Origin of the sequence: Qipengyuania flavescens (assembly GCF_029688735.1) — a bacterium.
Lineage (GTDB): Bacteria > Pseudomonadota > Alphaproteobacteria > Sphingomonadales > Sphingomonadaceae > Qipengyuania.
Window position 1 is genome coordinate 906,377 of sequence record NZ_JARULD010000002.1, and the last position, 24,015, is coordinate 930,391.

Annotated in this window: 25 protein-coding genes and 1 tRNA gene; 19 read left to right on the forward strand and 7 right to left on the reverse strand. The window is 63.6% G+C overall.

Going from position 1 to position 24,015, the window contains the following annotated elements:
* Positions 1–42: 42 nt before the first annotated feature.
* The 5 genes from P8R33_RS09715 to P8R33_RS09735 are packed head-to-tail and all read left to right on the forward strand — an operon-like array spanning position 43 to position 4,533.
* Complete coding sequence (locus tag P8R33_RS09715) at positions 43–438, forward strand: DUF2177 family protein (RefSeq protein ID WP_278328774.1); 396 nt, start codon at positions 43–45, stop codon at positions 436–438.
* Between the two features lie 7 nt (positions 439–445).
* On the forward strand, positions 446–1,126 hold the full coding sequence (locus P8R33_RS09720) for a hypothetical protein (RefSeq protein ID WP_278328775.1): 681 nt from the start codon (positions 446–448) through the stop codon (positions 1,124–1,126).
* An 11-nt stretch (positions 1,127–1,137) separates the two neighbouring features.
* The gene (purL, locus tag P8R33_RS09725) at positions 1,138–3,384 is read left to right on the forward strand and encodes a phosphoribosylformylglycinamidine synthase subunit PurL (RefSeq protein ID WP_278328776.1); all 2,247 of its coding nucleotides are present in this window, start codon (positions 1,138–1,140) and stop codon (positions 3,382–3,384) included.
* 46 nt (positions 3,385–3,430) lie between these two features.
* Positions 3,431–3,838 carry a DUF3052 family protein gene (locus P8R33_RS09730; protein WP_278328777.1) on the forward strand — a complete coding sequence of 136 codons (408 nt, stop codon included), beginning with the start codon at positions 3,431–3,433 and terminating at the stop codon, positions 3,836–3,838.
* A gap of 53 nt (positions 3,839–3,891) precedes the next feature.
* The gene (locus P8R33_RS09735; RefSeq protein WP_446532502.1) at positions 3,892–4,533 is read left to right on the forward strand and encodes a nitroreductase family protein; all 642 of its coding nucleotides are present in this window, start codon (positions 3,892–3,894) and stop codon (positions 4,531–4,533) included.
* A gap of 3 nt (positions 4,534–4,536) precedes the next feature.
* Here P8R33_RS09735 and P8R33_RS09740 read toward each other — a convergent pair whose 3' ends face one another.
* Together P8R33_RS09740 and serB are read right to left on the reverse strand one after the other, a co-directional pair.
* Positions 4,537–5,370 carry a Coq4 family protein gene (locus P8R33_RS09740; RefSeq protein ID WP_278328779.1) on the reverse strand — a complete coding sequence of 278 codons (834 nt, stop codon included), beginning with the start codon at positions 5,368–5,370 and terminating at the stop codon, positions 4,537–4,539.
* 72 nt (positions 5,371–5,442) lie between these two features.
* Positions 5,443–6,327, reverse strand: a complete 885-nt coding sequence (gene serB / locus P8R33_RS09745; protein ID WP_278328780.1) for a phosphoserine phosphatase SerB — start codon at positions 6,325–6,327, stop codon at positions 5,443–5,445.
* On the opposite strand from serB, the gene miaA reads away from it, so the two are divergent.
* The 8 genes from miaA to P8R33_RS09785 all read left to right on the forward strand — a co-directional run bounded on the left by miaA (position 6,320) and on the right by P8R33_RS09785 (position 13,661).
* The gene (gene miaA, locus P8R33_RS09750; protein WP_278328781.1) at positions 6,320–7,264 is read left to right on the forward strand and encodes a tRNA (adenosine(37)-N6)-dimethylallyltransferase MiaA; all 945 of its coding nucleotides are present in this window, start codon (positions 6,320–6,322) and stop codon (positions 7,262–7,264) included. The two genes, serB and miaA, sit on opposite strands and share 8 nt — an antisense overlap.
* 117 nt (positions 7,265–7,381) lie before the next feature.
* Entirely contained in the window at positions 7,382–9,133 is a 1,752-nt protein-coding gene (gene ilvB, locus P8R33_RS09755; protein WP_278328782.1) for a biosynthetic-type acetolactate synthase large subunit, read from the forward strand.
* Positions 9,133–9,432: a hypothetical protein gene (locus P8R33_RS09760; protein ID WP_278328783.1), complete on the forward strand. Its 300-nt coding sequence runs from the start codon at positions 9,133–9,135 to the stop codon at positions 9,430–9,432. The genes ilvB and P8R33_RS09760 overlap by 1 nt, the downstream gene beginning before the upstream one ends.
* Positions 9,429–9,944 carry an acetolactate synthase small subunit gene (gene ilvN / locus P8R33_RS09765; protein ID WP_278328784.1) on the forward strand — a complete coding sequence of 172 codons (516 nt, stop codon included), beginning with the start codon at positions 9,429–9,431 and terminating at the stop codon, positions 9,942–9,944. Before P8R33_RS09760 ends, ilvN begins: the two co-directional genes overlap by 4 nt.
* 125 nt (positions 9,945–10,069) lie before the next feature.
* The gene (gene ilvC, locus P8R33_RS09770; RefSeq protein WP_278328785.1) at positions 10,070–11,104 is read left to right on the forward strand and encodes a ketol-acid reductoisomerase; all 1,035 of its coding nucleotides are present in this window, start codon (positions 10,070–10,072) and stop codon (positions 11,102–11,104) included.
* Positions 11,105–11,159: 55 nt separating this feature from the next.
* Entirely contained in the window at positions 11,160–11,741 is a 582-nt protein-coding gene (locus P8R33_RS09775; protein WP_278328837.1) for a DUF6151 family protein, read from the forward strand.
* Positions 11,742–11,825: 84 nt separating this feature from the next.
* Positions 11,826–12,470, forward strand: a complete 645-nt coding sequence (locus P8R33_RS09780; protein ID WP_278328786.1) for a YceI family protein — start codon at positions 11,826–11,828, stop codon at positions 12,468–12,470.
* A gap of 42 nt (positions 12,471–12,512) precedes the next feature.
* A complete protein-coding gene (locus P8R33_RS09785; protein WP_278328787.1) occupies positions 12,513–13,661 on the forward strand; it encodes an alpha-hydroxy acid oxidase in 1,149 nt (382 codons plus the stop codon).
* On the opposite strand, the gene P8R33_RS09790 is transcribed toward P8R33_RS09785, so the two are convergent.
* Both P8R33_RS09790 and P8R33_RS09795 read right to left on the reverse strand, forming a co-directional pair.
* On the reverse strand, positions 13,658–14,785 hold the full coding sequence (locus P8R33_RS09790; RefSeq protein WP_278328788.1) for an epoxide hydrolase family protein: 1,128 nt from the start codon (positions 14,783–14,785) through the stop codon (positions 13,658–13,660). The genes P8R33_RS09785 and P8R33_RS09790 overlap by 4 nt on opposite strands.
* On the reverse strand, positions 14,782–15,210 hold the full coding sequence (locus P8R33_RS09795; RefSeq protein ID WP_278328789.1) for a PaaI family thioesterase: 429 nt from the start codon (positions 15,208–15,210) through the stop codon (positions 14,782–14,784). Before P8R33_RS09795 ends, P8R33_RS09790 begins: the two co-directional genes overlap by 4 nt.
* 228 nt (positions 15,211–15,438) lie before the next feature.
* Here P8R33_RS09795 and leuA point away from each other — a divergent pair, with 228 nt between their 5' ends.
* The 4 genes from leuA to P8R33_RS09815 all read left to right on the forward strand — a co-directional run bounded on the left by leuA (position 15,439) and on the right by P8R33_RS09815 (position 20,089).
* Positions 15,439–17,115 carry a 2-isopropylmalate synthase gene (leuA, locus tag P8R33_RS09800; protein WP_278328790.1) on the forward strand — a complete coding sequence of 559 codons (1,677 nt, stop codon included), beginning with the start codon at positions 15,439–15,441 and terminating at the stop codon, positions 17,113–17,115.
* A 96-nt stretch (positions 17,116–17,211) separates the two neighbouring features.
* Positions 17,212–17,730 carry a PilZ domain-containing protein gene (locus P8R33_RS09805; protein WP_278328791.1) on the forward strand — a complete coding sequence of 173 codons (519 nt, stop codon included), beginning with the start codon at positions 17,212–17,214 and terminating at the stop codon, positions 17,728–17,730.
* A 253-nt stretch (positions 17,731–17,983) separates the two neighbouring features.
* Positions 17,984–19,039 carry an amidohydrolase family protein gene (locus tag P8R33_RS09810; RefSeq protein ID WP_278328792.1) on the forward strand — a complete coding sequence of 352 codons (1,056 nt, stop codon included), beginning with the start codon at positions 17,984–17,986 and terminating at the stop codon, positions 19,037–19,039.
* A gap of 81 nt (positions 19,040–19,120) precedes the next feature.
* Positions 19,121–20,089, forward strand: a complete 969-nt coding sequence (locus tag P8R33_RS09815) for an NAD(P)H-dependent flavin oxidoreductase (protein ID WP_278328793.1) — start codon at positions 19,121–19,123, stop codon at positions 20,087–20,089.
* Here the strand turns inward: P8R33_RS09815 and P8R33_RS09820 are convergent.
* The 3 genes from P8R33_RS09820 to P8R33_RS09830 all read right to left on the reverse strand — a co-directional run bounded on the left by P8R33_RS09820 (position 20,086) and on the right by P8R33_RS09830 (position 21,994).
* Entirely contained in the window at positions 20,086–20,544 is a 459-nt protein-coding gene (locus P8R33_RS09820) for an AHH domain-containing protein (protein ID WP_278328838.1), read from the reverse strand. The genes P8R33_RS09815 and P8R33_RS09820 overlap by 4 nt on opposite strands.
* Positions 20,545–20,618: 74 nt before the next feature.
* Positions 20,619–21,302, reverse strand: a complete 684-nt coding sequence (locus tag P8R33_RS09825; protein WP_278328794.1) for a hypothetical protein — start codon at positions 21,300–21,302, stop codon at positions 20,619–20,621.
* Positions 21,303–21,508: 206 nt separating this feature from the next.
* Entirely contained in the window at positions 21,509–21,994 is a 486-nt protein-coding gene (locus P8R33_RS09830) for a flavodoxin family protein (RefSeq protein ID WP_278328795.1), read from the reverse strand.
* A gap of 80 nt (positions 21,995–22,074) precedes the next feature.
* Between P8R33_RS09830 and recJ the strand changes: the two genes are divergently transcribed.
* On the forward strand, positions 22,075–23,859 hold the full coding sequence (recJ, locus tag P8R33_RS09835) for a single-stranded-DNA-specific exonuclease RecJ (RefSeq protein WP_278328796.1): 1,785 nt from the start codon (positions 22,075–22,077) through the stop codon (positions 23,857–23,859).
* Positions 23,860–23,942: 83 nt separating this feature from the next.
* Positions 23,943–24,015: transfer RNA gene (locus P8R33_RS09840), tRNA-Glu, on the forward strand.

Here is a 24,015-nt window from a genome sequence, read left to right on the forward strand (position 1 = left end):
GGGCGTGGGCGGTCAAGTAAACCGAAACACCGGGGAGCCGATATGACGTGGATTGTCGCCTTTGTCGCCGCCGCCATCGCTTTCGGCGTGCTCGACGCCCTCTGGCTTGGCTGGGCCGGCGACAATTTCTACCGCCCTCGCTTGGGCGACATGCTGGCGGACAGTTTCCGCATGGCTCCGGCGCTGGTGTTCTATGTCGCCTACATCGCCGGGATCGTCTGGTTCGCGGTGCGTCCCGGTCTGGCTGGCGGCGTCGGGATGGCGGCGCTGAACGGCGCGCTGCTGGGGGCGCTGTGTTACGCGACCTACGATCTCACCAACCAGGCAACGCTGCGGCAGTGGTCCACGACGGTGACGCTCGCGGACATCTGTTGGGGCGCCTTCGCCACGGCGGTCGCGGCGAGTGTCGCGACATTCGCGGCGACGAAGCTGGTCTGAGCGAAACGTGTTCATCGGCCACTTCGCACCTGCCCTAGCCGCGAAAGCGATCACGAAGGACGCTCCGCGCCTGGGCACGCTGTTTATAGCCGCGCAGCTGGTCGACTGGGCGTTCTTCCTGTTTGCGATGGTCGGTATAGAGAAGATGCGCGTGGTGCCGGGCATCACCGAGATGAACCCGATGGATTTCTATCACATGCCGATCACGCACAGTCTGGTGGGCACCGGAGGGTTCGCTATCGCCTTTGCCGCGTTGGTCTTCCTCCTGTCGCGCAACGCGATTGCAGCCACTTGGGCGGGCATCGTCGTCCTGTCACATTGGTTGCTCGACCTGCTGGCGCACCGCCCGGACCTCACCATCGCCGGTGGAGAAAGGAAATACGGCTTCGGACTGTGGGATATGCCCCTCATCGAAATGCCTCTGGAACTCGGGCTGATCGCCCTCGCCTTCTGGTGGTATATGCGGCGCACGAAGGGCCCGATCGTGCCGCCGCTGGTATTGCTCTTCGCTTTGCTCGCATTGCAAGCGATCAACTGGTTCGGGCCGGAACCACAGGCCGCCGATTTCGCCTTCCTCGCAACCGGGCTGTTCGCCTTCGGTCTGCTCACCGCGCTGGCCTATTGGGTCAGCCTCACACGGTGGCATAAGAGCGAGGTGGGACTAGCGGTCGCGACCCCGCCCCGCTAAGGGCGCGGGCCATGAGCATACCCGAGTCCGCCATCACCCCCGACGTCGTCGCCCAGCACGGGCTGAGCGAGGAAGAATACGATCGCGTATTGCATGCGCTGGGCCGCGAGCCGAACCTCGTGGAACTCGGCATCTTCTCGGTGATGTGGAGCGAGCACTGCTCCTACAAGAGCAGCCGCCTGCATCTGAAGAAGCTGCCGACCGAGGCGCCATGGGTAATTTGCGGCCCGGGCGAGAATGCGGGCGTAATCGATATCGGCGACGGCCAGGCCGCCATCTTCAAGATGGAGAGCCACAATCACCCGAGCTACATCGAGCCATACCAGGGCGCGGCGACCGGCGTCGGCGGCATCCTGCGCGACGTCTTCACAATGGGCGCGCGCCCGGTGGCGAATGCCAATGCGCTGCGTTTCGGGCGGCCCGACCACCCGAAGATGAAGCACCTCGTCCAGGGCGTGGTCGCGGGGATCGGCGGATACGGCAATTGCGTGGGCGTGCCGACCGTCTGCGGTGAGACGAATTTCCACCCGGCATACGACGGAAACATCCTCGTCAACGCGATGACCGTCGGCGTCGCCGATGCGGACAAGATCTTCTATTCGGCCGCGACCGGCGTGGGCAATCCGATCGTCTATGTCGGCTCCAAGACCGGCCGCGACGGTATCCACGGCGCGACCATGGCCAGCGCCGACTTCGAGGAAGACGCCGAAGCCAAGCGTCCCACGGTTCAGGTGGGCGACCCGTTCACCGAGAAGCTGCTCATTGAAGCCTGCCTCGAACTGATGGCGACCGATGCTATAGTCGCCATCCAGGACATGGGCGCAGCGGGCCTTACCTCCTCGAGCGTCGAGATGGCGACCAACGGCAAAGCCGGCATCCGCCTCGACATGGACAAGGTGCCGTGCCGCGAAGAAGGCATGACGCCTTACGAAATGATGCTGAGCGAGAGCCAGGAGCGCATGCTCATGGTGCTGAAGCCCGGCAAGGAAGCGATGGCGGCGGCCATCTTCGAGAAGTGGGAGCTCGATTTCGCGGTCATCGGCGAAGTCACCGACACGCAGCACATGGTACTCGAGTTCGGCGGCGAGATCGTCTGCGACATTCCGCTCGGCCCTCTCGCGGCCGATGCGCCCGAATACGACCGCCCTTACCTTTCGAAGGAAGAATACATCACCTGGGCCGGCATCGAGCCCATGACCGAGCGTCCGGACACCGACGATGTCGGCGGCGATCTGATGACGCTGCTCGCCTCGCCCAATTTGTCGTCGCGCAAGTGGATCAGCGAGCAATACGACAGCCAGGTCGGCGCGGACACGCTCCAGACCGGCGGCGATGCGGGCGTGGTCCGCGTCCATGGCACCAGGAAGGCGCTGGCGATCAGCACCGATTGCACGCCGCGCTATGTCCATGCCGATCCCTATGAAGGCGGCAAGCAGGCGATTGCCGAGGCCTACCGGAACCTGTGCGCAGTGGGCGCGCGTCCGCTGGCGGTGACCAATTGTCTCAACTTCGCTAATCCGCAGCGCCCGGAAATTATGGCGCAATTCGTCCATGCACTGGAAGGCATGGGCCGCGCCTGCCGCGTGCTCGATTTCCCGATCGTGAGCGGCAACGTCAGCCTCTACAACGAGAGCAAGGCGACCGGTGGTGGCAGCGCAATCCTGCCCACCCCTGCCATCGGCGGTGTCGGCCTGATCGACGACTACGACCGCATGATGACCATGCCGTTCAAGGCCGAGGGCGAGGCGATCTACCTCATCCACGCCGAGGAATGGGCGACCGCCGATCCCGAACGCTCGCATCTCGGGAAGTCGCTGTGGCTGAGCGAAATTCACGGCCGCGACGAAGGCCGCACTCCGCCAACGGACCTCACGGTCGAAAAGAACGCGGGCAAGATCGTGCTCCAGCTGATTGCCGACGGCCTCGTCAGCGCGGTCCACGACGTCTCCGACGGTGGCCTCGCCATCGCGCTCGCCGAGATGGCCATGGCAGGCGGCATCGGTGCCGAGGTCGAGTGGAACGAGGAATATAGCAAGGCCGCGTGGTGGTTCGGCGAAGACCAGGGCCGCTACGTCGTGACCGTTCCCGATACGCAAGCGCTCAACGAGGCGCTCGCCAAGGGCACGGAGAACGACGAAACCGCCGCAATCGGCTTCCGTCGCATCGGCAAGACCAGCGGCAGCAAGCTGTTCGGCAAGTCTGTCGACGAGATGCGCGCCGCCCATCGCAGCTTCTTCAGCGAGTGGATGGACGGCTAAGCGCAGCGTCTACAGGTGTGCGGACTGGCGATGGAACGAAGTTGACATGACCGCAGGCTATTCCGACACCCCGCTCGCCAAGAAGCTCTCGCTGCGTGATGGCCTGCGAGTCTGGTTCTACGAAATGCCGGAAAACGTGCAGGACGAGATCGGCGAATACGCTCTCGATCTGACCTTCGTGGCAAGCCCGGACGAGCGGCCCGATGCAGCCCATATTTTCGTGACCGAAAAAGCCCTGCTCGAACGCAAACTCGCGGAACTGCGCCACAGCATCGCGCCTGACGGGCACGTCTGGGTCAGCTGGCCAAAGAAAGATGTCGGCGTCGACACCGAGATCGACGAGCACGATGTCCGCGAAGCAGGGCTTGCTATCGGCTTCGTCGATACGAAGAAATGCGTGGTGGACGAAATCTGGTCGGGTCTCAAACTCGTCATCTGCAAGGACCTGCGCTGACTCGCCTATCCGAAAGCTTCGACATGCGCGATCAAGATAGTCTGCCTTACTCCATGCCTGCCCTCGCCAACGAGGAGCGAGTCTTGCGCGCCCGCACGATGCGCGACCGTCTGAAGCAACGGCGCAGCTGCCGGCATTTCTCCGACGCGCCGGTCCCGCGCGAGGTTATCGAGGCGGCTATCGAGGCAGCAGGCAGCGCGCCCAATGGCGCAAACCACCAGCCCTGGCATTTCGCCGTCGTCTCATCACCCGAAACCAAGCGCGCCATCCGCGAGGCGGCCGAGGCGGAAGAGCGCGCCTTCTACAGCGGCAAGGCGAGCGACGAATGGCTGGAAGCGCTCGGCCCGCTCGGCACCGATGCGGACAAGCCGTTCCTGGAAACCGCTCCGTGGCTGATCGTGGTCTTCGCGCAGCGCAAGGGCGGGATCGGGGAGGACGGACAGACACAGAATTACTACGTCAACGAAAGCGTCGGCATCGCTTGCGGCATGCTGGTTGCGACCTTGCACGAGGCCGGCTTGTCCACGCTGACCCACACGCCTTCGCCGATGGGCTTTTTACGCGAGATTTGCGGGCGACCCGACCATGAGAAGCCGCTGATGATCGTGGTTGCCGGCTTGCCGTCGGACGATGCTACCGTCCCGAAGAAAGCGACCGAGAAGAAGCCGCTGTCCCAAATCGCCAGCTGGCTCTGACCGTCAGGCGGCAGCGCTTTCCGTGTTCGGCGCTGCAAGCAAATCGTACGGATCGATCCCTTCCTCGCGCCAGATACGGTGACATTCAAGGTACCAACGTGGCTCGGGAATATCGAGCTCGGCTCGCGCTTCGCCGAGATCCTTCGCAAGCAAATCCCTGATCGATAGGCCGACAAGCGGCGGACATGCCTTGCCCGTACGATGTGCCTCGCGCGTTGCCTTGAGCACCGGGGCTTGGCTGCCCCTCCGCAGCTTCTTGATGTGCAGCGATCCGGCATAGCCGAGCAGCAAGTGCCCCTGGCTCGGGGACTGGCCGTGCGTGAACAGCAGTACGCACTGTTCCCCAAGCGCGTCGCGACCATATCCGGTCAGGACATGCATCAGGTCGTGCGTGTCGCGTTGGCGGAAGCCGAACCATTGGACCAGATCGGGATATGTCGGACGACCGGACTTTTCTGATTCTTCCACCAGTCCGGCAGCTGTCAGGCCTTCGCTCTCCATGAAGTCGCAATAGGCATGCGCGACACTGCCTTGCGGAAAGGTGCGCAGCATGTCGTGATCGTCGAGCAGTGTGGGAAGAAACGGCTCACGCTCGCGCAATTCCTCGCCGCGCGGACTGAGCGCGAGATCGCGCACCCGCGGCACAAAGCTTTTCGACGGTAGCGCGTCGTAGATCTGGAAGACGATCGCCGTGTTTTCCTTGTCCTTCAACAGCTCGCGAAAGCCCCTGATGGCGGCAAGCGGCCGGTATTTCGGCTGGGGACGATCCGGGTGCCGCAGCGGCGTGCCATCCGAGGCTGCGTCTATCGCGGCAGTAAAGCTGATATGTTCATTCATTATGCAAACCTCTTTCCGGCTTACATATTCGAGAGCCGCAGCGCATGATTGGAAATGCGCGCCATCGGAATATTAACCTTCGACCCAATCGGATTGCGGGATTCCGAGCAACTTCAGGATAGACGTCAGGTTCTCGTTCGCGATCCTCCCATTGGCCGAATCGCGCGCTTTTGGCTTGGCGCGATAGGCAATGCCGTAATCCGCCGCCTCGATCATCGGAATGTCGTTCGCCCCGTCGCCGGTGGCCAGCACCCTCGCCCCTTCGCCCAGCTGGCCTCGCTCTTCCTCGAGCGTTGCGAGCTTGGTCGAGGCATCGCTTATGGGGCCGGCCAGTTCACCGGTGAGCTTCCCGTCGTGCACCCCAAGGCGATTGCCGACGACCCGTTCGAATCCCAATCGCTCCGCGACCGGGTCAGCGAAATGATGAAAGCCTCCGGTCACCAGGACGGTGCGGCATCCTTTCTCGGCCAGTGTCGCCACCAGCGTCCGCGCGCCAGGGACAGGCACGATCCGTTCGGCCAAGCATCGGTCGATGGCTGTTTCCTCCAGCCCCTCGAGCAGGCTGACCCGCTCGGTCAGCGCGTCGGCGAAATCGAGTTCGCCGCGCATGGCCCGTTCGGTGATGGCAGCGACCCGCTCTTTCAAACCGGCGAAGTCCGCCAACTCGTCGATGCATTCCTGCCCGATCATGGTCGAATCCATGTCCGAGACGAACAGGCGCGGCACCTCGATTTCGTGATCGGCAACGAGCAGGTCGACCTCGCCGAAGTGCTCTACCAGCAGTGCGGTCAGCTGCGCGGGATCGCCATGCGGCAGCGCGAATTGCAACACGTCTCCGCAGAAATCGAGCATGCCCGCCATCGCGACCGGCATGTCCGCTTCGGCGAGCGCTTTCGTTGCCGCATCGACACGGGTTTCGATGCCTTGCTGGTCTGCTATCAGCCGGGCGATGAGCACTACGCAATCTCCTGAAAAACCGTCGGTCGCGCTCATTGCAGGGCCGACTGCGAGCGGCAAGAGCGATCTCGCCGTACGGCTGGCGCAACGGCTTGAGGCGAGCGGACGGCGCAGCGCGGTGATCAATACGGATAGCCAGCAGGTCTATCGCGACCTGCATATCCTCTCTGCCCGCCCGACTGCGGAGGAGATGGGCGGCATCGCGCACCACCTGTTCGGCACCTGGGACGGCGCGCGGGCCTGTTCGGCCGCCGACTGGGCCGCGGCAGCCAAGCAGGAGATCGAACAGGTCCACGCAGATGGCGGCGTCCCGATCCTGTGCGGCGGGACGGGTCTCTACATGCGAACACTGCTCGACGGCATCTCCCCCATCCCGGCCATCGACCCGGGCATCCGCGAAACGGTCCGAACGCTTTCGGTGGTAGATTTGAGAGAAGCCTTGGTCGCAGAGGACCCCGAAGCGGCCGGCCGGCTTGGTCCGCGAGACGTGCAACGCATGGCGCGCGCGCTGGAGGTCGTCCGCTCGACCGGGCATCCGATGGTCTATTGGCAGGATCGCCCGACCGGCGGGATCGGCACCGAAATCGCGCTGCATCCGCTGGTGCTATTGCCCGATCGCGATTGGCTCTACTCCCGCTGCGATTTGCGGTTCGAACGCATGGTCGATGGCGGCGCCCTGGCAGAGGTGGAAGCGCTTCTCGCCCGCAAGCTCGATCCGGCGTGCCCGGTTATGCGCGCCATCGGTGTTCCGGAGATCGCGGCCATGCTCGAAGGCGAACTATCGCGCGACCAAGCGATCGCCGCTGGGCAGACCGCCACACGCCAGTATGCCAAGCGCCAATACACCTGGTTCCGCAACCAACCGCCGCCGGACTGGCCGAGAGCGGATAACAAAACTATCGCGGCGTGCGATTTTTTTGTTTCTTTATTTCAATAAGGCGGTTGACCGCGTAATGCCGAAGGGCGTATCAGGGTTCCAGTCGGCCCGGTGCTTCAGACCCCAGCACCGGGCCGATTTGTGCCTAGGACCTAGCCATATGGCCCGGAGAATGACGTGACGGACGAGCGCAGCGGTGCTGCCATATTGATCGATTGCCTCAAGCGGCAGGGTGTCGAATTCGTGTTCGGCTATCCGGGCGGTGCGGTGCTGCCGATCTATGACGAGCTCTTCGCGGACGAGGATATTCGCCACATCCTCGTGCGGCATGAAGCCGGCGCGGCGCATGCGGCCGAAGGCTATGCCCGCTCCACCGGCAAGCCCGGCGTGGTCCTCGTCACCAGCGGGCCGGGCGCGACCAATGCAGTGACCGGCATTGCCGATGCTTATATGGACTCGATCCCGATGGTGGTGATCACCGGCCAGGTGCCCACTGCGCTGATAGGCACCGATGCCTTTCAGGAAGCCGACACCGTCGGCCTCACCCGCCACTGCACCAAACACAATTATCTCGTGAAAGACCCAGAGCGGCTGCGAGCCACGATCGACGAGGCGTTCCGCATCGCCACTACGGGTCGCCCGGGCCCCGTCGTCGTCGATATTCCCAAGGACGTCCAGATCGCACTGGCCGATGCGAGCGTGCAGGACGAGACCCCCCTGCCCTCGCACCGCTACCAGCCTCGCATGATCGGCGCAGCGGACGAGATCGCCGAGGCGGTCGAGATGATCACCAAGGCGGAACGCCCTGTGTTCTATACCGGCGGCGGCGTGATCAACGCGGGGCGGCAGGCGTCCGAAACGCTTCGCCAGTTGCAGTCCGCAACCAATGCACCCGTGACGAGCACTTTGATGGGGCTCGGCGCCTTTCCCGCCGATCATCCCGACTGGCTCGGCATGCTGGGTATGCACGGCACTTACGAAGCCAATATGGCGATGAACAAGGCGGACCTCATCATCGCAGTCGGCGCGCGTTTCGATGATCGCGTGACCGGCCGGCTCGACGCCTTCGCACCGCAGGCCAAGAAAATCCACATCGACATCGACCGCGCGCAGATCAACAAGATCGTGCCCGTCGACCTAGGCATCGTCGGCGATTGCGGCCATGTGCTCGAGCAGCTGCTTGAAGGTCTCAAGAGCCGCAAGACGCGCGACCTGAGCGAATGGAAGGCCCGCATTCTCGGCTGGAAGGCGCGCGACTGCCTCGCCTATCCCGACAAGGGCGGCGACCTCATCATGCCGCAAAAGAGCGTGGAGCGCCTCTTCGCCCTGACCAAGGACCGCGACCCGATCATCAGCACCGAAGTCGGCCAGCACCAGATGTGGGCGGCGCAGTATTTTGGTTTCATGGGTCCGAACAAGTGGCTGACCAGCGGCGGTCTCGGCACGATGGGTTATGGCTTGCCCGCAGCTATCGGCGCGCAACTCGGCAATCCGGACAGACTGGTGATCGATATCGCGGGCGAAGCCAGCATCCAGATGAACATCCAGGAACTCGGCACGGCGAGCCAGTATCGCTTGCCGGTCAAGGTGTTCATCCTCAACAACGAATATATGGGCATGGTCCGCCAGTGGCAGGAACTGACCTACGAAAGCCGCTATTCGAACAGCTATTCCGACAGCCTGCCGGACTTCGTGAAGCTGGCCGAAGCCTATGGCTGGAAAGGCATCCGCATCGAGGACGAAAGCCAGCTCGACGCCGGGATCGAAGCCATGCTCGCGCATGACGGGCCGGTGATTGTGGATTGCATGGTGGCCAAAGAAGCAAACTGCTTCCCGATGATCCCCAGCGGCGCGGCGCATACCGACATGTTGCTCTATGGCGACCAGGTCGGCGGCACCATGGACGACGAAGCGAAGGCCCTGGTCTGATGGGTATACACGCAAAAATACCGTCGGAGTTCGCACAACAGGCCGAACGCCGCGTCTGGTTCGATCGTCAGCACGCCGAGCAAATGCTCGACTGGATCGAGGATAGCGGGCAGCGTTTTCTCGGTATGGATGTCGCGCAGAAGCAGGACGACGGCATTTGGGTACTCTTGCTCGAGACCTTGGACCTCAGCCGCCAGACCGAGAATTTCGAAGCCATCCGGCGCGGTCGGGATTTTCTCCGTGAATACGATGGCGCCGGGCGGATGTTCGAACCGGTTTGGGAGGGACATTCGACGTGAAAATCGCAGAGCAAGCCTCCGAGCGGCATGTCCTTAACGTGATCGTCGACAACGAACCCGGCATCCTCGCCAAGATCACCGGCATGTTCACGGCGCGCGGCTACAATATCGACAGCCTGACCGTGGCCGATATTTCGGAAGACCACGCGATCAGTCGCATTACCGTCGTGACGCGCGGTCCGGAACCGGTGATCGACCAGATCCGCGCGCAGCTGGAGCGGCTGGTGCCGGTGCACAAAGTCATCGACCTCACCGAAAGCGGCGCGCATGTCGAGCGCGAGCTGGCGCTGGTCAAGGTCGCCGGCAAGGGCGACAACCGGGTCGAGGCGCTGCGCATCGCAGAACTGTTTCGCGCCAATGTCGTCGACACCACTACCAGCAGTTTCGTTTTCGAACTGACCGGCGCGCCGGACAAGATCGACAGCTTCATCGCCCTGATGCGCGAACTCGGCCTCATCGAGGTCGGGCGCTCGGGGATCGTCGGTATGATGCGCGGAGCGGAGAGACACTGAAGGACACCACCGCTCGTCATCCCCGCGAAGGCGGGGATCCCGCTCGCTTGCGGGACCGAGCGACATGACAGGAAGCGGGACCCCCGCGTGCGCGGGGTGACGAGAGAACAAAAGGACCAAGACACGTGCAAGTCTATTACGATGCCGATTGCGACCAGCAGCTGATCAAGGACAAGAAGGTCGCCATCGTCGGCTATGGCAGCCAGGGCCATGCCCACGCCCAGAACCTGCGCGATAGCGGGGTCGGCGAAGTCGTCATCGCGCTGCGCGAGGGATCGGCCACGGCGAAGAAGGCGGAAGGCGCGGGCTTCACCGTCAAGACCGTTTCGGAAGCTGCCGAATGGGCCGACGTGCTTATGATCCTCGCGCCCGACGAGCACCAGGCTGCGATCTATGCGAACGAAATTGCGGGCAAGATGCGCCCCGGCACCGCTCTCGCTTTCGCACACGGCCTCAATATCCATTTCGGCCTGATCGACCCGCCGGGCGATGTCGATGTCATCATGATCGCCCCCAAGGGCCCCGGCCACACCGTGCGCGGCGAATACATCAAGGGCGGCGGTGTGCCCTGCCTGATCGCGGTCCACCAAGAGAGCAGCCAGTCAGGCGGCAACGGCTTCGCCAAGCAGCTCGCGCTCTCTTACGCTAGCGCCGTCGGCGGCGGGCGCAGCGGCATCATCGAGACCGATTTCAAGGAAGAGTGTGAGACCGACCTTTTCGGCGAACAGGCCGTGCTGTGCGGCGGGATCACCCACCTCATCCAGGCCGGTTTCGAAACGCTGGTGGACGCCGGATACGCGCCCGAAATGGCCTATTTCGAGTGCCTCCACGAAACCAAGCTGATCGTCGACCTGCTCTACGAAGGGGGCATCGCCAACATGCGCTATTCGATCTCGAACACTGCCGAATACGGCGACATCAAGACCGGCCCGCGTATCATCACCGGCGAGACCAAGGCCGAAATGGGCCGCGTCCTCAAGGACATCCAGTCGGGCCGTTTTGTGAAGGATTTCGTGCTCGACAACCAGGCCGGTCAGCCCGAACTCAAGGCAAGCCGCAAGGCCGCAGCCGCGCATCCGATCGAGAAGACCGGAGCGCAGCTTCGCGCCATGATGCCGTGGATCGGCGCCAACAAGCTGGTCGACAAGGAACGCAACTAGTCGAAATCCCGGTGACTTTGGCAGAGCGCACGGGAAGCATGGCGGGATGACCGACATGTCCTTTTCTTGCGCTTGCGGCACCGTGACCGGGTCTATCACCGACGTCGGTCCGAAACAGGGCGATTACGTCTATTGCCACTGCACCGACTCTCAGGCGGTCCCGAAGCTACTCGGCGCGGAGGAGCGCATTCTCGAGCGTGCCGGTGGCACTGCGCTCTACCAGACACGCTGCGCGCGATTGCGCTTCGCATCCGGCGAGGACAGGCTGGCGGGGGTTCATATGACGGACAAACCGACGCTGCGCTGGTATGCCGGCTGCTGCGATACGCCTTTGTTCAATACCTACGCCAACGGCAAGCTGCCTTACACCACGATCTTGCTAGCCAATTGCGACGAGGCCGGGCGAGCGGCGCTTGGTGAGCCAAGCGGACACTTGCATCTTGCCGACGCGCCGGGCGAAACCGGCGATCTGAAACCAATGTCGATGGCAGCCCTGCTGCGCAGCTTTTTCAAGCGTCTGGTCAAGGACATCGTCTCCGGCGACAGGCGGCGCAATCCGCTGTTCGATCCGAAAACGCTCGAGCCGATTGCGACACCTCGCCGGCTTACCCCTGGGGAACGCGCGGCGCTCGGATAGTGTGATCGCCTTTTTGTATCGGCGATAGACGGAACGGCGCAGCGTTCCGGGTTTTCTGTGAGCGAACCTTTCAGGAGACCGACCATGAAAAAGCCGATCCTCGCCCTCGCTCTCGCCGCCAGCGGCACGCTCGCCGTTACCTCCATCTCGGCGCAAGAGCAGCCGCAAATCCCGGGCACGATCGACGTCAGCCGTGTTGCCGCGGGCAGCTACGCGCTCGACCCTGCGCATACGCTGGTCCAGTGGAGCGTCAGCCATTTCGGCTTCAACGACTATTTCGGCCTGTTCGGCGACATCGAAGGCACGATGACGCTCGATCCGGCCGATATCGCCGCCACCGAGTTCGACATCACCATTCCGATCACCAGCGTCGCCGTGCCCAGCGAAGGGTTGCGGGATCATCTGCTTCGTCCCGGCGAGGATGGTGCCGAGCCCGACTTCTTCGGCGCCGAGCCCGAGGCAGCACGCTTCGTTTCGACGTCGGTACGCCAGACCAGCGACACCACTGCCGTCGTGACCGGCCAGCTTACGATGAACGGCAATACCGGCCCCGTCACGATGGCGGTGCAGTTCACCGGCGCGGGCCAGAACCCGATGAGCGAGGCACAAACGGTCGGCTTCCACGGCCGCGCCACAATCGACCGCACACAATGGGGCGTGAGCTACGGTGCTCCGATGGTCGGCAGTGAAGTCGATCTCGACATTTCGGCAGCCTTCGAACTGCAGTAAGCCCTCTCGACAAGCGCATCGCGAGCCGCCACGAGCCATTCGATGCGCTTGTCCGACTGCCACAACATCGACGATTTCCGGAAACTGGCCAGGGCGCGGCTGCCCTGGCCGGTTTTCGATTACATCGACGGGGCTGCCGACGACGAGTTGACCAAGGCGCGCAACACCAGCGCCTTCGACGATGTCGATTTGGTGCCCGACGTGTTGGCGGGCGTGGGCGCGATCGACACCAGTTGCACCATCATGGGCCGCAAAAGCGCCCTGCCGCTTATGCTCAGCCCGACAGCGCTGCAGCGCGCCTTCCACCGCGATGGCGAGCGGGCGGTGGCAAAGGCGGCGGACAAGTTCGGCGTGTGGTTCGGCATTTCCAGCCTGGCCACACATTCGATCGAGGAGATCGCCGGGCTCACTGAAGGCCCGAAGCTGTTCCAGCTCTACGTCCACAAGGACAAGGGCCTGAATGCCAGCATGATCGAACGCTGCCAGCAGGGAGGCTTCGATGCGCTGGCGCTGACGGTCGACACGATCGTCTCCGGCAAACGCGAGCGGTGCCTGCGCTCGGGCTTCACCACACCTCCGCGCTTTTCCGCAAGCTCGCTGTGGAGCTACGCCACCCGCCCGCGCTGGACGCTGGACTACGTTTTCGGACCGAAGTTCCGCCTGCCCAATCTCGATGGGCATGTGCAGGAGGGCAGCGGCAAGGCCGTCAGCATCCAGGACTATTTCAACACCATGCTCGACACCGGCATGGACTGGGACACTGCCGCGCGGATCCGGCAGGACTGGGGCGGGACCTTCGCGCTCAAGGGCGTGATGAGCGCCGCCGATGCCCGCCGCGCGGTGGAGATCGGCGCAGATGCGATCTGGATATCCAATCACGGTGGGCGCCAACTCGACGGCAGCCGCGCCCCGTTCGACCAGCTCCGGGAGATCGTCGATGCTGTCGGCGGCGAGATCGAGATCATCCTAGACGGCGGCGTCCGGCGCGGGACGCATGCGCTGAAGAGTGTGGCCGCCGGAGCCACGGCGGCGAGCGGTGGGCGGCTTTATCTCTATGCTCTGGCAGCTGCCGGACAGGAGGGCGTCGAACGTGCGCTGCTGATACTCAAGGAAGAGATCGAGCGCGGCATGCGGTTGATGGGCGTGACATCAGTGGACCAATTGACCACGGACCGGTTGCGCTGGCGCTAGAGCATCTGGCCGAAACAGTTCCGCAATTCGCCGACGAACAGCTCCGGCTGCTCCCACGCCGCAAAATGGCCACCCATCTCGAGTTCGTTCCAATAGACGAGATTGGTCAGGCTACGCTCCACCCATTCGCGCGGGGCGGGGAGGATTTCCTCCGGGAAGGCGCTCGCACCTGCCGGAATCGCGACTGTCCCCTCGCCGAACGACCCGAAGCTCTCCCAATATAACCGCGCCGCCGATGCGCCGGTTGCGGGCAACCAGTAGAGCATGATGTCGTCGAGCACTTGATCCATCGACAGCGCATCCCACGGCGAGCCGCCATTGTCGGTCCAGTAGAACACCTTCTCGAGGATCCAGGCCGCCAGCCCGACGGGCGAATCGACCAGCGAGTAGCCGATCGTCTGCGGGCGCGTGCTCTGCTGCTTGGAATAGCCCGAGTCCCAATCGCGGTAGAAGCCCAGCTTGAGCAGCGCGCGCTGCACCTTGGGATCGGTGCTCTGCATGTCCTCCGGGCCAGGCCGCCCGATCGGCATGTTGAGATGGATGGCCCGGCACCCTTCCGGCGCCAGCTGGCCGATCGCGGTCGTCACCGCTGCGCCCCAGTCCCCGCCTTGCGCGACCCATCCGGTGTAGCCTAGCCTCTGCATCAGCTCGGCCCAGGCGCGCGCGATTCTTTCGACGCCCCACCCCGTAGCCGTGGGTTTGCCGGAGAAACCGTAGCCCGGCAGCGACGGCGCGACGACGTGAAAGGCCGGTTGGTCGGGATCCGCAGGCTCCGCCAGCTCGTCGATCACACCGAGGACTTCGACCACCGATCCCGGCCAGCCATGCGTGATGACGAGCGGGATCGCATCCTCGCGCGAACTGCGGCGATGAAGAAAGTGGATCGACAGCCCGTCGATCTCGGTCGTGAACTGCCCGATGTCATTGAGCCGCGCCTCACAGCGCCGCCAATCATATTCGATCCGCCAGTACGCAACGAGCTCCCTGAGTGCCGCCAGCTTCGTGCCTTGGGACCAGTCCTCGACCGTCTCCTCCTCCGGCCAGCGGGCCCGATCCAGCCGATCCGCCAGATCAACCAGCGTGTCTTCGGCGATATCGAGGACGAAGGGTTTGATCGCGCTCATCCCTCGCTCTCCCGAGCTTTCTTCGATGCCGCCATCACGCGTTCGATATCGGCGAGCAGGATGGTGCTGGTCGCCTTGGCCAGCACGGTGCCTTTGCCGTCGAGCAGGTGACCTTCGTAGAAACTGGTCTGCCGACCGTGCCGCTCGACCCAGGCCTCCGCCATTACCAGCCCGGGCCGCGTCGGGGCGAAATAGCTGACCTTGAGCTCCAGCGTCATCGGCACGATTCCGCTGCCGTTCTTCGCCATCGCCGCATGCGCCATGGCCGCATCGATCCATCCGCTGATGAAGCCGCCTTGCACCACGCCGCCCGAATGGCACTGCTCCGCTTTCGCCATGTACTCGAGGCTGGCGCGGCCCTCCGGATCGGTCGAAACGATCCGCACCAGTCCCATCGTCTCATATAGCGAATGCCCCTCGGCCATGCTCGAACTCTCCCAACCGTGAAATATAATTTCATGGGATGCCCAAGACTGTTTTGCTTTACAACCCCGTTCCACCCCAGCATAGTTTGGTGCATGCAAACTGCACTCGGCCTTCTTCTGCGACTTACGCGCCCTTGGGCGTGATAGCTGGCGTGCCGGACCGGGTGCGCTGAGCGCCCAAGGGACCGACCGACCACTTCCCGCTTCGCACAATCCGAGACTTTCCCGATGCCCATGCTCTCAGACCCGAGCGCCAAATATGCCGCTTTTCCGCAGGTTCCGCTGACCGATCGCCAGTGGCCGAGCCGAAGGATCACCGCCCCGCCTCGCTGGCTCAGCACCGATCTGCGCGACGGCAACCAAGCGATTGTCGACCCGATGGACGCCCACAAGAAAAACCGCTTCTTCGACCTGCTGGTCGAGATCGGTGTGAAGGAGATCGAGGTCGGCTTTCCCAGCGCGGGCGCGACCGAGTTCGACTTCATCTCCGGCCTCGTGCAATCGGGCCGCGTGCCCGACGACGTGATCGTGCAGGTACTGACGCAAAGCCGCGAAGACCTGATACGCACCAGCTTCGCCAGCCTCACCGGAGCGAAGCAGGCCATCGTCCATCTCTACAACGCCGTCAGCCCGGCGTGGCGCGAGGTCGTGTTCGGGATGAGAAAGGACCAGGTGCGCGACATCGCCGTGAAGGGCGCGAAGGTGATGCGCGACGAAGCCGGCAAGCAGCCTAACACAGACTGGCATTTCCAGTACTCGCCCGAAACCTTCTCCACCGCCGAGCTCGATTTCAGTCTGGAGGTTTGCGAGGCCGTGATGAAAGTTCTCGCCCCCACGCCCGAGCATCCGATCATCCTCAACCTGCCCGCCACGGTCGAGGCGGCGACGCCGAACATCTACGCCGACCAGGTCGAATATTTCATCCGCAATTTGCCGAACCGCGACAGCGCGGTGATCAGCCTGCACACGCATAACGATCGCGGCACCGGCGTCGCGGCGGCGGAGCTGGCGCTGATGGCGGGCGCGGACCGGGTGGAAGGCTGCCTGTTCGGCAATGGCGAGCGCACCGGCAATTGCTGCCTCGTGACCATGGCGCTCAACATGTACACGCAAGGCATTGATCCACAGATCGACTTTTCCGACATCGACCGCGTGATCGAGACGGTCGAATATTGCAACGAACTGCCCGTCCACCAGCGCCACCCCTATGGCGGCGAGCTCGTCTACACTGCCTTCTCCGGCAGCCATCAGGATGCCATCAAGAAGGGCTTCGCGGCGCACGAGAGCCAGAACTCGCCGCAATGGCGCGTGCCTTACCTGCCCATCGATCCCGCCGATCTCGGCCGAAGCTACGAAGCTGTGATCCGCGTCAATTCGCAGTCTGGAAAGGGCGGCTTCACCTGGGTGCTTGAGCAGGACCAGGGTCTCAAGCTGCCCAAGAAAATGCAGGCCGACTTCAGCCCGCATGTCCAGCGCATGGCCGACGAACTGGGCCGCGAGCTCAACGCTCCCGACATCTGGCGCGCTTTCCAACAGGCCTATCACGTGCAGACCGAGGACAAGCACTTCCAGCTGGTCGATTACGAAGAGCGCCGTGCGACGGACGGCACGCGCCTTTTCAGCGGCACCATCGCCGTCGAGGGCACCGAGCAGTCGGTCTCGGGCCGCGGCAACGGCCTGATCTCCAGCGTGCTTTCGACCATCGAGGACGCCTTCGGCCTGTCGCTGGAAGTGGTCGACTACACCGAACACGCCCTCACGACCGGTCGCGACAGCCGCGCCGCCGCCTACCTCGAATGCCGCGACGCGGACGGTCGCACCATCTGGGGTTGCGGTATCGACGAAGATGTCGCGACCGCGAGCGTCAGGGCCGTATTGAGCGCAGCGAATTCGGCTGTCGGATGAGCCCGATTTTCCCAGCATAATCGAAATGAAACAGTAAGGTTTTCCGGCTATTAACATTCTCGACGGGCCGAAGAGCCCGCTCGGGTACGCATACTGATGACCGGCACTAACACTCCAACGCTATCCGCGAAGGATGGCGACATCTGGGCCCTTTGGCCCGATGGGAGAGGTGCAATCAATCTCGGCAACGAGGAAGCCTTCTGGGCGGCGGCGGCAAACCTTTACGACGAGCTGCATCCCGAAACCCCGGAACGACCCGAGGCAGCGACGGCAACTGCGCCGCAAATCGATGATCGCCCTTCCCTTCCGCCGGCGGAAACCCGCAAGCAGGCGGAGCGCATAGAGGCCAGACACGGGGTGACGATCGTGGGCCGGGTCTATGGCCAGGGCGGCAGCCGCGAGGCGACGATCTTCGATCTGTCCGCCCACGGGTGCCGGGTTGAGGATCGAAGTCTTGCGAGGCCCGGTTCGCGCGTCACTATCAAGATCGGCTCGATCGGCCCGCTCGGAGCGGTGATCAGATGGCGAACCGACGACATGGTCGGCCTGAAATTCGAAAGCCCGCTTTATCCCTCCATACTCGAGCATATCCGCAACGAGGTAAGCCTTCGATAGATCGGCGTGCCCGCAAGGGAAGTGATGACCGCTACTTTGACGTGCAAGTTTCCTACTCGACCAGCATGACCTAGAGCGGAGCCATGCAGATCGCTAGCATTCGCTCCGTCTACGCCTTTTCCAGCCCGCAGCGCTTGCACCCCTGCTTTTTCTTGCCAGGACAGTGGTCCATGTGGTCCATGTGACGGGACTGGCACGGGGGGCCTTCCAACATGGGTCCTACAGCGCCGGCGCGTAGAGGAGAGAGCCTGTTATGACCGCGACCGAAGAAATCCTCGAACCCGATCTGCCGATCATCGACCCGCACCATCACCTCTGGGATTTGCGACCGTTGGTGCCGTCATTTCCCGAACCGCGGCACGACTTCATCGAGGCGATTGCGGGCGCGGACTACTACACTTTCGACGAGCTATTCGCGGACACGCACTCGGGCCACAACGTCGTCGGCACGGTGTTCATGGAATGCGGCGCCTTCTACGATGCGAATCGTGACGAGGACATGAAGCCGGTGGGCGAGGTCGAGTTCGTCAATGGCGTTGCGGCGCAGGGGGCGAGCGGGCTCTATGGCGAATACCGCCCCTGTGCGGCAATTGTCGGCCATGCGGATCTGACCCGGGGCGATGCGGTGAAGCCGGTAATCGAGGCGCTGATCGCAGCGGGCAACGGGCGGTTTCGGGGGATCCGCCATGCGGCTGCCTGGGATGCCGATCCCGATGTGCTCGGCCCGCCCTTCCATGCGCCGGAAGGGCTCTACGGTTCGGACGCTTTCCGCGCCGGCTTCGCAGCCTATGCCGACTACGGCCTGACCTTCGATGCCTGGCTGCTGGAGCCGCAGCTGGCCGATGTGCTGGAACTGGCGAAGGCGTTTCCCGACCAGCAGATCGTGCTCGACCACTGCGGCACGCCGCTCAACATCGCGAGTTATCGCGGCAAGCTGCACGAGCGCTTCGACATCTGGCGCAAGTCCATCCATGCGCTGGCCGAATGCCCGAATGTCGCGGTCAAACTAGGCGGCCTCGCGATGGCATTCTGCGGTCTGCCAGAAGACGGCCCGGCCAAAGGGTACGGGTCGGAGCATCTGGCCGCCCTCTGGCGACCCTATATCGAGACTTGCATCGAGGCTTTCGGGCCGGACCGCGGCATGTTCGAAAGCAACTATCCCGTCGACCGCTGGGGCGCGAGCTATCCGATCCTATGGAACGCCTTCAAGTGGTTAGCACAGGGCCACAGCGCGGATGAGAAGCAAGCGCTGTTCGCGGGCACCGCCGCGCGGATCTACGGCATCGAGCAAGTGCTGCCCGCCGCCTGACCCTTCCGTAACGTCAATCTCGACAAGCCCATCCACCCGCCATAGGTCGCAACCTGCAACTGACCTGAGAGGACCTGCCGCATGCCCCTGCCCGCCCCGTTCGACAAGCTCCGCATCCCCGTCATCGGCTCGCCGCTGTTTATCGTCTCGGGCCCGGAACTGGTCATTGCGCAGTGCAAGGCGGGCATCGTCGGCGCATTCCCGGCGCTGAACGCGCGGCCGCAGAGCCAGGTCGACGAATGGCTGCACCAGATCACCGAGGAACTGGCCGCGCACAATCGCGACAATCCGGACCGCCCGGCTGCGCCTTACGCCGTCAATCAGATCGTCCACAAGTCGAACGACCGGCTCGATGCCGACATGCAGACCTGCGCCAAATGGCAGGTGCCGATGGTCATCACCTCGCTCGGCGCGCGCGAAGAGGTCTTCCAGGCGGTCGACAAATGGGGTGGCATCACGATGCACGATGTCATCAACGATCGCTTTGCGAGAAAGGCGATCGAAAAGGGCGCGAGCGGCCTCATACCGGTTGCTGCCGGGGCAGGTGGCCATGCCGGTACGCTTAGCCCGTTCGCGCTGATGCAGGAAATCCGCAGCTGGTTCGACGGGCTCGTCGCCCTGTCGGGCTCGATTGCCCACGGCCGCTCGATCCTGGCCGCGCAGGCGCTGGGCGCGGACTTCGCCTATATCGGCTCGCCCTGGATCGCCGCGACCGAAGCCAATGCGGACGAGACTTACAAGAAAGGCATCGTCGAGGGCGATGCGAGCGGGATCGTCTATACCAACCTGTTCACCGGCGTGCACGGCAACTACCTGCGTTCGAGCATCGAAGCCTCAGGCCTCGATCCGGACAATTTGCCGGAAAGCGACCCCAGCAAGATGAACTTCGGCAGCGGGGGCAATACCAAGGCCAAGGCGTGGAAGGACATCTGGGGGTCGGGCCAGGGCATCGGTACGGTCAGGGAAAGCGCACCGGTGGAAGACACGGTTGCGCGGCTGGAACGCGAGTACGATGCTGCAAAGAGCGCGCTTGCCGAAGGGACGGCCTAGGCTTCGCGCCAGAGATCCTCGGCCAAGGCATCGAGATCGGCGAAATCGGGAGCCGATCTGCGGGGATCCTTGGTGCTGAGACGTGGCGCGCGGCGCTGGTCGAGCAAGTTGAGGCGCAACCTGTCTTGCAGGCGCGCGAGCCGGTTGAGCGCGTCGAAGTGGCGGGCATCGTCGCTCCATCTACGACTCCGGGACCAGGATTGCTCGATCCGGCCGACCTTCTCGATGACCATCTCGTTATAGTCGCGATGCGGACCCCGATGGAGCGGCATGGCCAAGCGCACCGCCGCCTCTTCGCGAGATGGCAGCGGGAGCCCATTGTCACGGAAATCGTCGAAGCTGATGCGCCAAAGGCCGAGCTTGTCGAACAACCGTCCAAAGCATGGAAAGCTCAGCAACTGGCACGGCAGCAAATGATGCCGTTGCATTGCGCGGCCGTAAGTCGGCGTGCCTATCCGGTTGACCGCCCGGAATGGTAGGTGGGGACGCCTCCCCTGAGCTGTCTCGAGTGCGACCTCTGCATCCTTGGCTAGACCGGACCGGCTACCATCACACCTCTGTCCGGTTCGTCGCTTAGTGCCACGGTAGGCCCCCCGGGAATTTGGAGCATTTGCGGCATATCCTGTGTCGCGAACCCGACGATTTCGTGGATGATGCGGGAGGCCAGACGCGACGCTGCAACACGGTCCACGCACAATTGTGGACTCACCACCAGTTCGCGATCCGTGAAGAACGCAAGCCCGTCCGATCTCAGTCCTCCGTCGTCCGATGGTTCGAAGCCAACCAAGCCTGGAGCCGGAAAAGCACCGCCATCGAGCCAAGCCGAGATCAGACGTTCGAACAGGCTCGCCTCCAGCGCGCAACCTGCAGGCGTCCAGAAGATGCGTCGCGCGCCTTCGATGGCGCTCGCGAGTTGCGCACCGAGGGCGAGCATGGTGCGGACGACCGGCAGGGTATGGGCACCCTCTGCCAGATGCGGCCCAGGGAAAAGGCCGATAGCTTCGAGCGCGATGTTCTCGGTAGCGGCTGAAAATCCAAATCGATGCCGGGGCTCGAGCGCCTTTACACCCGGTCCCGGCGCCAACCCTAGGAGATCGAAAGTGAGGCCATCTTTAAGAACCTCCAGCCACCGCTCCTCATCCTGCCCGATGGATGCGTCGGCTTCAGGTGTGGGATCGAAACTGATGGAGGTTCGATCGAGCTTGGCGAGCAAATGGCGAACATCCGCCCCGCTCGGTCGACATCCGGCGTCAACTAACAGCACAACGCCGGCAGCCCGCTCTTGCGCTTCAGCATGCGCAATCGATCCATTCCTGCCAGCTATGACCGCGCTCTCCAGTCCCGTACCCTCAGTCTGACATGTAGCCGAGCTTTTTCGAGTTAAATAGGTGCGATTAGGTCCGATCCGGTTGCTTTGACTTAAAAAATCCCAAGCTCGAGACCTTGGGCGAGAGCCTCGCCAAGCACCTTTGCATCTTTAAGGTCACTCTTTTCGACTTCCTTGTGGGCCTCGATTTCCGCCTGCGACTGGGCTTCGGTAACGACGATGAAGGGATCGGCAACCCGCTTCAGCCGCCAACCCTTGGCGATACGGTCGAGCTGCCGCTGCGCGCCTTCGCCATCGCTGCCGGCAGCGATGATGCTCGCATAGGGCCGCCCCTCGATCTTTCCGAGTACCGGATAGTAGCAGCGGTCGAACATCTCTTTCATCTGCCCGCTCATCGTCGCGAGATTTTCCGGGCAGGCGAAGAGATAGCCCGATGCATCCAGCAATTCCTGTGGTCCGACATCGCAGGCGGGCTTCAGCAGACCGACATAGCCTGCTCCCTCAGCGGCAGCGGCAGCAAGGGCCTCGGTCGTGCCCGTACGGCTATGCCATATGATAAGGAGCTGGGGCGACGGCATGCCCCGCTCCTTCGCTGGCGGCTGTCGATTGTCAACAATCCACCGTTCCCTGACCGGGCCTGCTGTTCTAAAACCATCGCATGGCATCGCAGGCTCTCTCACACGTATTCGGCGTCTCGCAATCCCTCACCGGGCGCGCGTGGCGCTGGCGAGGCGGCAATATGGAGCTGGGCTCAGGCGCTGGGTCCGGACGCGACATCGTCGACCAGCTGATGATCGCGCGCGGCGTGGCGCCTGAGGATATCGATCGGCATCGTCAGCCGACGCTGCGCAATTTCCTGCCGGACCCCTCGATCTTCCAGGACATGGAAACAGCTGCGGACCGCCTTGCTCAAGCCGTCCTCGCGCATGAGCGGATCACCATCTACGGCGATTACGATGTCGATGGCGCAACCAGTTCCGCACTGCTGATCCTGCTGCTGCGCGAGCTCGGCATCGAGGCCGACTATTACATCCCCGACCGGCTGCTGGAAGGATATGGTCCTTCGGGCGAGGCTCTGGTGAAACTGGGCGAAAGTGGCAGCAGCCTGGTCGTCACGGTCGATTGCGGCGCGATGGCGCATGACGCGCTCGCCATGGCGCATGACGCGGGCGTGGACGTCATCGTCGTCGATCACCACAAATGTGCTGCCGAGCTGCCAAAGACGGTCGCTCTAGTGAACCCCAACCGGCTGGACGAAACCGACGATGCTGCGAGCCACGGGCACTTGGCAGCAGTTGGTGTCGCATTCCTGCTGGGCGTCGCGCTCGTCCGCACTTTGCGCGAGCGGGACTACTTCGCCGATCGGCCCGAGCCCAATGTGCTGGCATTGCTGGACCTCGTGGCGCTGGGCACGGTGGCAGATGTCGCCGCGCTGCACGGTCTCAATCGCGCGTTCGTATCGCAAGGCTTGAAGGTCATGGCGAAGCGCGAGAATATCGGCATGGCGGCGCTGATCGACGCGAGCCGGCTGAAGCGTGCCCCCGCCTGCTCCGACCTCGGATTTGCACTCGGCCCGCGCATCAATGCCGGCGGACGGGTCGGCGAATCGACCCTTGGCGTGCGTTTGCTCACGACGCGAGATCCGGACGAGGCGCGGAACATCGCGGCCCAGCTTTCGGCGCTCAATGACGAACGTCGGGCTATCGAGGCGACCGTGCAGGAAGAGGCCGAGCAACAGCTAGCCGGCCAGCACAATCGCGCCGTTCACCTGCTCGCCGGCGAAGGATGGCACCCGGGCGTCATTGGCATCGTCGCCGGGCGTATAAAGGAGAAAACCGGCAAGCCCTCGCTCGTCATCGCGCTCGACGCGGAAACAGGCCAGGGCAAGGGTTCGGGCCGTTCGATCGCCGGCGTCGACCTTGGTGCTGCCATCATCATGGCAAAGGATGAGGGCCTGCTGGTGGCGGGCGGTGGCCATGCCATGGCGGCCGGCCTGACGGTGGATGCAGCCCGCCTCGAAGACCTCTCGGAATGGCTCGACACGACACTCGAGGCACAGGTTTCGCGGGCATCCGCCAGTCGGGAAATGCTGCTCGACATTGCTGTCGCTCCCGGCGGATTGGTGCCCGATCTGATCGCCTCGCTCGATGAGGGTGGTCCTTACGGCGTCGGCTGGCCCGGACCGCGCGTCGCCGTAGGGCCGGTGCGGCTGATCAAATGCGATATTGTGGGGGCCGACCATGTGCGGATCATCGCTTCCGGTGACGATGGCCGCAGCTTCAAGGGCATCGCCTTTCGCGCCGCCGACAGCGAGATGGGACAGGCGCTGCTGCACGGCTCGCGGGGGCGCAAGCTATGGCTCGCCGGCCGCGCGAAGATCGACGACTGGGGAAGTCGGCCGCAGGCGGAATTGCACCTCGAGGATGCCGCCTGGGCCGATTGATGCGCGCTTGGGCAGGCAGCGGCGCATTGGAGGGTTGACGCCCCGCGCCACCCCGCCTAAGTGCGCCGCCACGCCACCGATGTGGCCCCTTCGTCTAGCGGTCTAGGACGCGGCCCTTTCACGGCTGAAACACGGGTTCGAGTCCCGTAGGGGTCA

Excerpts from the sequence above, each read along its gene's own strand:
- leuA (WP_278328790.1), top strand. The coding sequence starts at position 15,439 with ATGCCCATGCTCTCAGACCCGAGCGCCAAATATGCCGCTTTTCCGCAG.
- recJ (WP_278328796.1), top strand. The coding sequence starts at position 22,075 with ATGGCATCGCAGGCTCTCTCACACGTATTCGGCGTCTCGCAATCCCTC.
- P8R33_RS09715 (WP_278328774.1), top strand. The coding sequence starts at position 43 with ATGACGTGGATTGTCGCCTTTGTCGCCGCCGCCATCGCTTTCGGCGTG.
- P8R33_RS09760 (WP_278328783.1), top strand. The coding sequence starts at position 9,133 with ATGGGTATACACGCAAAAATACCGTCGGAGTTCGCACAACAGGCCGAA.
- P8R33_RS09740 (WP_278328779.1), bottom strand. The coding sequence starts at position 5,370 with ATGAATGAACATATCAGCTTTACTGCCGCGATAGACGCAGCCTCGGAT.
- P8R33_RS09730 (WP_278328777.1), top strand. The coding sequence starts at position 3,431 with ATGACCGCAGGCTATTCCGACACCCCGCTCGCCAAGAAGCTCTCGCTG.
- P8R33_RS09805 (WP_278328791.1), top strand. The coding sequence starts at position 17,212 with ATGACCGGCACTAACACTCCAACGCTATCCGCGAAGGATGGCGACATC.
- P8R33_RS09830 (WP_278328795.1), bottom strand. The coding sequence starts at position 21,994 with ATGCCGTCGCCCCAGCTCCTTATCATATGGCATAGCCGTACGGGCACG.
- P8R33_RS09815 (WP_278328793.1), top strand. The coding sequence starts at position 19,121 with ATGCCCCTGCCCGCCCCGTTCGACAAGCTCCGCATCCCCGTCATCGGC.
- purL (WP_278328776.1), top strand. The coding sequence starts at position 1,138 with ATGAGCATACCCGAGTCCGCCATCACCCCCGACGTCGTCGCCCAGCAC.
- P8R33_RS09810 (WP_278328792.1), top strand. The coding sequence starts at position 17,984 with ATGACCGCGACCGAAGAAATCCTCGAACCCGATCTGCCGATCATCGAC.
- P8R33_RS09780 (WP_278328786.1), top strand. The coding sequence starts at position 11,826 with ATGAAAAAGCCGATCCTCGCCCTCGCTCTCGCCGCCAGCGGCACGCTC.
- P8R33_RS09735 (WP_446532502.1), top strand. The coding sequence starts at position 3,892 with ATGCCTGCCCTCGCCAACGAGGAGCGAGTCTTGCGCGCCCGCACGATG.
- P8R33_RS09785 (WP_278328787.1), top strand. The coding sequence starts at position 12,513 with ATGCGCTTGTCCGACTGCCACAACATCGACGATTTCCGGAAACTGGCC.
- P8R33_RS09790 (WP_278328788.1), bottom strand. The coding sequence starts at position 14,785 with ATGAGCGCGATCAAACCCTTCGTCCTCGATATCGCCGAAGACACGCTG.
- P8R33_RS09795 (WP_278328789.1), bottom strand. The coding sequence starts at position 15,210 with ATGGCCGAGGGGCATTCGCTATATGAGACGATGGGACTGGTGCGGATC.
- miaA (WP_278328781.1), top strand. The coding sequence starts at position 6,320 with ATGAGCACTACGCAATCTCCTGAAAAACCGTCGGTCGCGCTCATTGCA.
- P8R33_RS09775 (WP_278328837.1), top strand. The coding sequence starts at position 11,160 with ATGTCCTTTTCTTGCGCTTGCGGCACCGTGACCGGGTCTATCACCGAC.